Source organism: Delftia sp. UME58, assembly GCF_014170385.1.
Classification (GTDB): domain Bacteria; phylum Pseudomonadota; class Gammaproteobacteria; order Burkholderiales; family Burkholderiaceae_C; genus Comamonas; species Comamonas acidovorans.
The window spans coordinates 414809-424169 of sequence record NZ_LZZV01000013.1 but is presented as its reverse complement, the minus strand read 5'-3'; the positions used below and the strand labels follow the sequence as shown (position 1 = coordinate 424169).

Here is a 9361-nt window from a genome sequence, read left to right as displayed (position 1 = left end):
CGGAAGTCTGCACGCACTGATCCGTCATCGGACATCCCGATGTCCCGGAAGTTGGGTCGTCACCTACAACCCGGGGCGCGTCGCGCCCCGATGCTGGGACGGCGAGTGCGCTGCGGCGTGCGCGCCCCACGAACGAGCCAACACGATGGACGCCCCATGGAACACAACCCCCAGCTTTCCGTTTCGCGCAGGGACCTGCTGATTGCAGGTGCCTCCACGGCTGCGGCAACTGCCGTGCCCCTGCCGGCCGGTGCGCAGATGCAGCCTCCCTCCCCACCCGGCGTTCCCGATCCGCCCCGGTTGCCCGTCACCCTGCAGGTGAACGGCAGTGCGCACCGCCTGGACCTGGACACCCGCACCACGCTGCTCGACGCCCTGCGCGAGCATCTGCACCTGACCGGCACCAAGAAAGGCTGCGACCATGGCCAGTGCGGGGCCTGCACGGTGCTGGTCAATGGCCGGCGGGTGGTGTCCTGCCTGAGCCTGGCCGTGATGAACCAGGGCGCCGCCGTGACCACCATCGAAGGTCTTGGCACGCCGCAATCCCCGCACGCCATGCAGGCGGCCTTCGTGCGGCACGACGGTTTCCAGTGCGGCTACTGCACGCCGGGGCAGATCTGCTCTGCCGTGGGCGTGCTCGACGAGATCCGGCAAGGCATGCCTAGCCATGCCAGCGAAGACATCGTCGCCCAGCCCCTGGTGTCGGCCCATGAACTGCGCGAACGCATGAGCGGCAATCTGTGCCGCTGCGGGGCGTATTCCAACATCGTCGATGCCATCACCGAAGTGGCGGGGGAGGGGCGGACATGATTGCCTTCACCTACGAACGCGCCCAATCCCCCGCGCAGGCTGCAGCCGCCGTGGCGGCCCGGCCGGGCGCCTGCTTCATCGCCGGGGGCACGAATCTGCTGGACCTGATGAAGCTGCAGATAGAAACCCCCGTGCATCTGGTCGATGTGAACGGCACCGGCATGGACACGGTGGAGCCCACCGCGCAGGGCGGGCTGCGCATAGGCGCGCTGGTGCGCAACAGCGACCTGGCCGCCCATGCGCGCGTGCGGCGCGACTACGGCGTGCTGACGCGCGCCCTGGTGGCCGGCGCCTCGGGCCAGTTGCGCAACATGGCGACCACAGGCGGCAATCTGCTGCAGCGCACCCGCTGCGCGTATTTCTACGACACCAACATGCCATGCAACAAGCGCGTGCCGGGCAGCGGCTGTTCGGCCATTGCCGGCGCGAGCCGCCAGCATGCGGTGATCGGCGGCAGCGAGGCCTGCATTGCCACCCACCCCAGCGACATGGCCGTGGCGCTGCGCGCGCTGGACGCCACGGTGGAAACCATCCGGGCCGACGGCAAGGCCCGCGTCATTCCCATTGCCGACCTTCACCGGCTGCCCGGCAGCTCGCCCCATATCGAGACGGAGCTGCAGGCCGGCGAACTGATCACCGCCGTCACGCTGCCGCCGCCGCTGGGCGGCAAGCACATCTATCACAAGGTGCGCGATCGCGCCTCCTACGCCTTTGCCCTGGTATCCGTGGCTGCCATCGTGCAGCCCGACGGCAGCGGGCGCGTGGCCCTGGGCGGCGTGGCGCACAAGCCCTGGCGGCTGGAGGCGGCCGAAGCGTTGATGCCGCAGGGCGCCAGGGCCGTTGCCGACCGCCTGCTGGCAGGCGCCCGGCCCACGCACGACAACGCCTTCAAACTCCCGCTGGCCGAGCGCACGCTCGCCTCCGTGCTGGACCAGGCAAGGAGCTGACGCGATGAAATTCGACACCCCCGCAACCCTCAACCCGATTGACCAGCTCAAGACCATCGGCCAGCCGATGGACCGCATCGACGGCCTGCTCAAAACTACCGGCACGGCGCCGTATGCCTATGAACGGCATGACGTGGTCCAGCACCCGGCCTATGGCTATGTGGTGGGCTCGGCCATCGCCAAGGGCCGCATACGCAGCATCGGGCTGGCGCAGGCAAGCCGCGCGCCCGGCGTGCTCGCCATCGTCACCGCACAGACCGCCGGCAAGCTGGGCCAGGGCAAGATGAATACCGCGCCGCTGCTGGCAGGCCCCCAGGTGGCCCACTACCACCAGGCCGTGGCCCTGGTGGTGGCGGAGACCTTCGAGCAGGCGCGCGCTGCCGCGCAGCTGGTCCGTGTGGACTACGAGCCCGTGGCTGGCGCCTATGACCTGGCCAAGGCCAAGGACTCCGCCGTGCCACCCGACAGCATCAATGGCGATGCGCCGGATACGGCCATTGGCGACTTCGACGGCGCGTTCGCCTCTGCCTCTGTGAAGGTGGACGCCACATACACCACGCCCGACCAGTCGCACGCCATGATGGAGCCCCATGCCACGCTGGCCGCATGGAAGGGCGACCAGCTCACGGTATGGACCTCGAACCAGATGATTGCCTGGGGCCAGGGCGAGCTGGCAAAGACGCTGGGCATTCCCAAGGACAAAGTGCGCCTGGTCTCGCCATTCATTGGCGGCGGCTTTGGCGGCAAGCTGTTCCTGCGGGCCGATGCGCTGCTGGCCGCACTGGGTGCCCGCGCGGCAGGCCGGCCCGTCAAGGTCGCGCTTCAGCGCCCGCTGATGGCCAACAACACCACGCACCGCCCGGCCACCATCCAGCGTGTGCGCATCGCGGCAGGGCAGGACGGCAGGATCACCGCCATCGGCCACGAAAGCTGGTCGGGCGACCAGCCCGGAGGATCGGCGGACGGTGCCGTGGACCAGACCCGCCGCATGTATGCCGGCACCCATCGCATGACCGCCACGCGCCTGGCCGTGCTGGACCTGCCCGAGGCCAATGCCATGCGCGCCCCCGGCGAAGCCACGGGGCACATGGCCCTGGAGGTTGCCATGGACGAGCTGGCGGAAAAGCTCGGCATCGATCCCGTGGAGCTGCGCATTCGCAACGACACCGAGGTGGTGCCGGACAGCGGCAAGAAGCCGCAACCCAAGGCGAAGGAGGGCACGCCTGCCCATGAGCACAAACCGTTTTCCCGCCGTGAGTTCGTGCAGTGCCTGCGCACGGGCGCCGAGCGCTTCGGATGGAGCCAGCGCAATCCCCAGCCGGCCCAGCAACGCGATGGCCGCTGGCTGGTCGGCCTGGGCATGGCCGGCGCCTACCGAGGCGCCCCTGTCATGAAGTCCGCCGCCCGCGTGCGCCTGGACAGACAGGGCATGCTCACCGTGGAAACCGACATGACCGACATCGGCACGGGCAGCTACACCATCATTGCCCAGACGGCGGCCGAGATGCTGGGCCTGCCGCTGCAGCAGGTGCACGTGCGGCTGGGCGATTCCGGCTTTCCCGTGTCGGCCGGTTCCGGCGGGCAATGGGGCGCGGCCAGTGCCACCTCCGGCGTCTATGCCGCCTGCGTGAAGCTGCGCGAGGCCGTGGCGCGCAAGCTGGGCATGGACCCGGCGACGACCGAGTTCTCGGATGGGCATGTGCAGGCGGGCGGCAAGCGCCGGGCCCTGGCCAGCGCTGCCGGCGACGCCGACCTGACGGCCGAGGATGCCATCGAATTCGGTGTGCTCGACAAAAAGATGCAGCAATCCACCTTTGGTGCGCACTTCGTGGAGGTCGCCGTGGACGCCTTCACCGCCGAGGTCCGCGTGCGCCGCATGCTTGCCGTTTGCGCTGCGGGCCGCATCCTCAATCCCAAGACAGCCCGCAGCCAGGTCATAGGCGCCATGACCATGGGCGTGGGAGCGGCCCTGATGGAAGAGTTGGCCGTGGACACGCGCCTGGGCTATTTCGTCAACCATGACCTGGCAGGCTACGAGGTGCCCGTGCATGCCGACATTCCGCACCAGGAAGTGATCTTCCTGGACGAGGTCGATCCCATGGCCTCGCCCATGAAGGCCAAGGGCGTGGGCGAGCTGGGCATCTGCGGCGTAAGCGCAGCCATTGCCAACGCCATCTACAACGCCACCGGCGTGCGCGTGCGTGACTATCCGGTCACGTTGGACAAGCTGCTGGCAGGGATGGGGCGGCTGACATAGGAAGGGAAGGGCGGTTGGCATGGTGGCGGTCATTCGGTGACCACAGGGCCAATGCCATCCCTGCATTCTTCTGCCCGGCGCTGATCCTCCCCACTGCAGCCTATGACCTCCTACCTGCCAAATACAACCTTCGTTACGGAGGCACAAGACCCTCATGTGCTTTCGCTGATGGTTCCACTCAGGCTGGGAGAACCCCGCCAGACCCGATTCTGAAAACTGAATTTTTCATGGCGGACCATTTACTGTCGAGGCGCACTATTCGATGTCCCTGCGATACTGACCAGGTGTCACCCCCAATTGCTGTCGGAAGGTGCGATTCATGTGGGTTTGGTCAGAAAATCCACAAGCACTAGCAACCTCGGAGAGCGTCATTTCGCCATTTTTAATGAGTGCCTTGGCCTGTGCAACCCGCAGATTCTGCCGATACTGGTGGGGTGTTAGATGCAAGGTTCGTGTAAATCGCTGGAAGAGTGCGGTACGGCTCAAGCCAACATATGCAGCCAATTCTCCGAATGTGAAAGGCCGCTCCAGGTGGGAACGCATATATTCTTCCACTTTTTTGAGTTGAGACGCTGACAGCCGTACATCGGCATGAGGGGGCCTCTTGCTGTCAAGCACACAGTGTCGCTGGAGGATATGGCTGCCAATTGCGCGCGCGAGGTACTCGCTGCGCCAGTCCTGATATATACCCTCCAAAAGCATCTGCTTGGTCGCGCGCATCAGTTGCGACAATATGGGGTCGGTGGCACCGAAAGAAGCCTTGTAGCGGAATTCCACCTTTCCTGAGTCGTATATGTCTTCAGCAACTTCCCTGAGCACACTGTCCTTCAGGAATAAATGCAGCATGCGAGGATTGTTGTCTATCGTATCGACGACGACCTCGCCGGGCGGAGTTATGACAAGCGCCTGAGGGTCAAGCAAGCCTGCAAAACTTGCCTCCTGCGTATTCCGCTGAATGTCTGCTGGAGTCAGTGCCATCGCAATCCATATGCTGGAGATCGGCCGGTGCTCAATGGTGTGCGGTGACTCCTGAGTGATCGCTGCCGCTAAATCGCCCCAACCGTACCCTTCACTGGAATGAAGGATCTTGATGCCATCAATCAGCGGCAGTGAAGTTTCCTCCAGTCTATATTCAAGCGCGGACCATGACTGCGTGCGCAGGCGTGAGGAAGAAGCCGATTGCTGCGGAGGATCCCAAATGCCTGAATAACTGTTTTTCTTACTGCATTTTTTCATGGCTTTTCTGATGATTGCCTGTTGATTTCCCATGGAGGCTGTTGCACGGATCTTGTGGATATATATGGTACTGTGGAAGTTTGGTATTGCTCAAGAGTGATCTGTCCAATAAGGTGCATCGGTTTCATATTCAGGAAGATCATCAGAAATATGTACGATAAATCAATAAGCAGTACGGATATACTTTTTTTTACAGAATTCATCACCAATAATCGCTGGCAGGGCCTGAGCTGTAGTCCAGGTGCTGAGCAGGTGATTGGGAATGATCTTCTTGGCTTTGGGAATTGCTGTTCTTTTTTGTGCTTTGGCTTGCATGCGCAGCTAACGAAATGGCTTGTCGCCGATCAAGAAATTGCAGCGAAGTGAATATCTCTCGACTGAAAACTGCATATTTCAAATGTTCAATGGAGGGAGATGGAATGTATTTCTTGATTCTATTGGGTGCAGTTGTTTCAGCATTGAAATTAATGCAGATCGAACCAGTCGTGGATTGGTCGTGGTACTCGTTGAGTATGGTTTTTGGATTTATGTTGTTGTGGTCGATTCTGGCGACTTTTCGCAAAAATAGGAAAATAAGCGAAGCAACACGCAACCAAAAAGATGTCAACTCAAATCGTCCGGAGCAATCGGGGGTAGACGCTTGGGAGAATCTTCATGAATGGGAAAGGAATAGAAAATAAAAATTATGACAATGACGGGGTTTTTAATTCCGGCGCCAACAGTACCCACATGATTGATCCGGAAACTTGGGTTGAAGAATGTACTTTACGCACAGGCTCCTTAGCCCCTATAAGAATTTTCTTATTTTGAGATTTGCGATGGGAGTTTTCCGTGTTTTCGCTTAAATTCGCGCCCTGAATTTAATAAAAACTGAGTACCAATGCATAAGAGTGAGTGTGTGAGCGGCTTCACACTGATCGAAATTCTGATCGTCATAGCCATGATGGCCATCCTGATGGCAATCGCCTTGCCCAGCTATAGCGACTACCTCAAGCGCGGGCGCATCGTTGATGGCCTGGTGCCTCTTGCGGACATGGGGGCCAAGCTGGAGCAGTATTTCCAGGACCACCGCACGTACACCGGTGCCTGCTCGGCGGACTCGATCGCGCCGTTGCCTGCGGAAACCAGCCACTTCGAGTACACCTGCGCCCTGACCGAAACACCCCCGAAGGTCACCGCCTCGGGCAAGGGCAGCATGAGCGGCTTTGTCTTCACCCTTGACACCCAGGGCGTGCGCAAGACCGCCGAAACGCCTGCTGGCTGGACGAAGCCCACAGCCAATTGCTGGTCTTCACGCAAGGATGGAAGCTGCTGATGCGCCGCGCCGAACAGGGTTTCACCCTTATCGAGATGCTCGTGGGCCTGGGTCTCACAGTCTTCTTCATGCTGATGACGCTGCCCAGCGCCAGTGCCTACCTGACCGACGCACGCATCCGCGCAGCGGCGCAGGCCTACTACAGCGACGCACAGCTTGCGCGCGCCGAGGCTGTACGTCGCAATGCCGAGGTACGGCTCCTGCTGACCGATGATCCCCGCGCTCCCACTGCCAGTGTGAATGGCCTTGGCTGGGTATTGCAGGCAGGTCCGCAGGGAGTCGACTGGAGCACGTTCGAGGAAGCGGAATGGGTCGGCAGCAAAGATCCTGAGGATGCACGAACAACGGGACTGCACGTGGCGGCCAACGAGGCCGTCGTGCTGTTCGACGGCCAGGGTGCGGCCTCCGTCAACCAGATCGTCAAATTCCTGGGCCCCGTAGCGGACAACTGCTATCCGCAGGGTCCCCGCTGCCTGCATGTCGTCATATCGCGTGGCGGACAGGTTCGTTTGTGCGATCCAGGCATTTCACAAGAGGGAGATAACCGCACATGCTGACCTCGCCCGCCAGTACAGGCACAAGACAGGGCCGCAACCAGCACGGCATTGCGCTGCTCGAGTCACTTGTATCCATCATCATCGTCATGACTGGCATCCTCGGAATCGCCGGACTGACCATGAAGTCCGCGACCTGGGCCGGCCATGCGCAGTACCGCACGGAGGCGGGCATGTTCGCTTCGCAGATCGTGCGGCTGATCGAACTCAAGGTGAGTCGCAGCTCGCCAGAAAATCTGGCGACCTCGCTTGCGGCGTTCCAGCACCAGCCCGGTGGCGAGATGTGCAGCTTCAGCGGCAATAGCGCAGGAGACTCCACGTTCAACAGCGTTCTCAAAGCCGCGCGGGGTGAGAAATCCAACGTACATGGCCTACCTGGCGCCACGGCCGCCATGCAGCAAGTGAAGGTTGATACAGCGAACGACAACCAGATCACGGTCACGCTGTGCTGGCAAGGGCCCAATGATCCGGCCGTGCGCAACTACCAGATCCAGGCCTTCGTGCACTAGGGAATGCCAATGCACAAACGCAAGCTCCCATGTGGAACGCCGCCGGTAATGGGTCGGTCCCTCGGCTTTTCCCTGATCGAAATCATGGTGGGGCTGGCCATAGGTCTGGCCAGCATGCTGGCCATCTACCAGTTGTATGCAACGTCCGAAGGGCGGCGGCGCACCATCGTCTCGATCAGTGAAGCGCAGACGGCAGGCTCCATGGCGTTGTTCGCCATTGAACGCGACATTCGCTCGGCAGGGCTGGGGTTTGCAAGCATCGACCCCCGCTATCTCAACTGCTCGGTGAAAGCGTACAACAGCAAACGCAGCACGCCCGCTTTCGAATTCCCGCTGCTACCTGTGCGCATAGCAGACGGGAGAATCTGGGTACTGACCGGCTCTTCCAGCAATATGTTTGCTGGCGCCCGCTATGTGAGCAGCAGTGGCGGTGAATTCAAGATGGAGAAATCCAATGCAGGCTTCCAGGCCGGCGATGTGATCCTGGGCACCAGCGACAGCTTCACCAACAATTGCCTGCTGATGGAAGTGACCGCCGGCGCCGACACGACGTCCACCACGGCAGCCGCCAACAAAAACAAGGTCCATCGAAAGGCCGGCACCTACCAGGATTTTTACCAAGGCAAGGAGGTCGAGGCCACGCGCAATGATGGCGCTCACATCGGCCTCCTGGATTCGAGCAAAAGCAGTCTGGGCGAGGGCATGCTCTACAGCCTGGGGCCGGAGCCCACCCTCACCGTCTGGAGCTTGGACGGCAAGAGGCAGCTGACCCGCTACAACCTTCTCGATGAAACCGAGACGGACAAGGTCGCCGTGGCCCAGGACATATTTCAACTTCAGGCTGAATACGGCTATGACGCCAACGCCAATGGCGCGATCGATGAAGAAGTCGAATGGACCGCCTCGCTTTCCCCCGACACGACCAGGTGGGAGCAGGTTCTTGCCGTGCGTGTCGCGGTCCTGATGCGTATTCCGCACTACGAAAAAGACAAAGTCACCAACTCCGCACCCCGCTGGGCCAACGGCACCAAGCAATTCGGCATGGGGGACGCGGATGAATGGATGCACTACCGCTACCGGGTATACGAAAGCATTGTCCCGCTGCGCAACACGCTATGGGGCCAACAGTTATGAAAGCCGTGCATTCACCTACCCATCGCGCCAGGCAGGCCCCGCAACGCGGTGTCATCCTTCTGGTCGCACTGATCGTGCTGCTGGTGATGACGCTCACCGGCCTGGCCGTGGTGCGCACCTCCACCCAGGGCGCCAGCATGGCAGGCAGCCTTGCGCTCAAGCAAGGGGCCACATCGGGTGCCGACTTGGGGCTGGAGAGAGGCATGGCCCAGCTCGATGCGCTGTACTCCGCTGGCAGTGCGACGCTGGAGGCCGACGCCGGCGGTGGCTACTTCGCCAGCCATGACCCCAGGGCGCCGCTGGATTGGAGCCAGGCCAAGCTGGTCGCCGAAGACGATGGCCTGGGCAACAGGGTGGAATTTCTCATTCACCGGCTGTGCAGGAATGCGGGCCGCTGGGATGCGCCTGGCCAAAGCTGCGTGCTGCCGCAGGAGCTGGATTGCCCAGGCTCCTCAGAGACGGCGGGCAGTGTTTCCTCTTGCAACGCCCGCCCCATGTACCGCATCACGGCACGAGCCACGGGCCCGCGCAGCACCCAGAGCCGGGTGCAGATGACCGTGTATTGACCGTGTATTGACCGTGTATTGACCGTGGGTGGC

General features: G+C 61.9%; 12 protein-coding genes. 10 read left to right on the top strand and 2 right to left on the bottom strand.

From position 1 onward, the window contains the following. Positions 1-156 precede the first annotated feature (156 nt). The 3 genes from paoA to paoC are packed head-to-tail and all read left to right on the top strand — an operon-like array spanning position 157 to position 4014. Entirely contained in the window at positions 157-810 is a 654-nt protein-coding gene (gene paoA / locus A9976_RS05420) for an aldehyde dehydrogenase iron-sulfur subunit PaoA (RefSeq protein ID WP_183018138.1), read from the top strand. Continuing rightward, complete coding sequence (locus tag A9976_RS05415) at positions 807-1757, top strand: xanthine dehydrogenase family protein subunit M (protein ID WP_183018137.1); 951 nt, start codon at positions 807-809, stop codon at positions 1755-1757. The genes paoA and A9976_RS05415 overlap by 4 nt, the downstream gene beginning before the upstream one ends. A 4-nt stretch (positions 1758-1761) precedes the next feature. Next, entirely contained in the window at positions 1762-4014 is a 2253-nt protein-coding gene (paoC, locus tag A9976_RS05410; protein WP_183018136.1) for an aldehyde oxidoreductase molybdenum-binding subunit PaoC, read from the top strand. Positions 4015-4269: 255 nt separating this feature from the next. Here the strand turns inward: paoC and A9976_RS05405 are convergent, their stop codons facing one another. Further along, positions 4270-5283, bottom strand: a complete 1014-nt coding sequence (locus A9976_RS05405; RefSeq protein ID WP_183018135.1) for a helix-turn-helix domain-containing protein — start codon at positions 5281-5283, stop codon at positions 4270-4272. A 129-nt stretch (positions 5284-5412) separates the two neighbouring features. After that, the gene (locus A9976_RS05400) at positions 5413-5565 is read right to left on the bottom strand and encodes a hypothetical protein (protein ID WP_183018134.1); all 153 of its coding nucleotides are present in this window, start codon (positions 5563-5565) and stop codon (positions 5413-5415) included. A gap of 14 nt (positions 5566-5579) precedes the next feature. Here A9976_RS05400 and A9976_RS31855 point away from each other — a divergent pair, with 14 nt between their 5' ends. The 7 genes from A9976_RS31855 to A9976_RS05365 all read left to right on the top strand — a co-directional run bounded on the left by A9976_RS31855 (position 5580) and on the right by A9976_RS05365 (position 9328). Further along, positions 5580-5930, top strand: coding sequence for a TIGR04438 family Trp-rich protein (locus A9976_RS31855; RefSeq protein ID WP_409049531.1), 351 nt, complete (start codon positions 5580-5582; stop codon positions 5928-5930). Then, complete coding sequence (locus A9976_RS05390; protein ID WP_183018175.1) at positions 5905-6060, top strand: hypothetical protein; 156 nt, start codon at positions 5905-5907, stop codon at positions 6058-6060. The genes A9976_RS31855 and A9976_RS05390 overlap by 26 nt, the downstream gene beginning before the upstream one ends. Before the next feature lie 70 nt (positions 6061-6130). Beyond that, complete coding sequence (locus A9976_RS05385) at positions 6131-6565, top strand: type IV pilin protein (RefSeq protein WP_183018132.1); 435 nt, start codon at positions 6131-6133, stop codon at positions 6563-6565. Then, on the top strand, positions 6532-7122 hold the full coding sequence (locus A9976_RS05380; RefSeq protein WP_183018131.1) for a GspH/FimT family pseudopilin: 591 nt from the start codon (positions 6532-6534) through the stop codon (positions 7120-7122). Before A9976_RS05385 ends, A9976_RS05380 begins: the two co-directional genes overlap by 34 nt. Beyond that, complete coding sequence (locus tag A9976_RS05375) at positions 7116-7628, top strand: hypothetical protein (protein WP_183018130.1); 513 nt, start codon at positions 7116-7118, stop codon at positions 7626-7628. Before A9976_RS05380 ends, A9976_RS05375 begins: the two co-directional genes overlap by 7 nt. Before the next feature lie 9 nt (positions 7629-7637). Then, complete coding sequence (locus A9976_RS05370; RefSeq protein ID WP_183018129.1) at positions 7638-8762, top strand: PilW family protein; 1125 nt, start codon at positions 7638-7640, stop codon at positions 8760-8762. 5 nt (positions 8763-8767) lie between these two features. Beyond that, positions 8768-9328 (top strand): hypothetical protein, encoded by a 561-nt coding sequence (locus A9976_RS05365; protein WP_183018128.1) that lies wholly within the window; start codon positions 8768-8770, stop codon positions 9326-9328. Positions 9329-9361 lie beyond the last annotated feature (33 nt).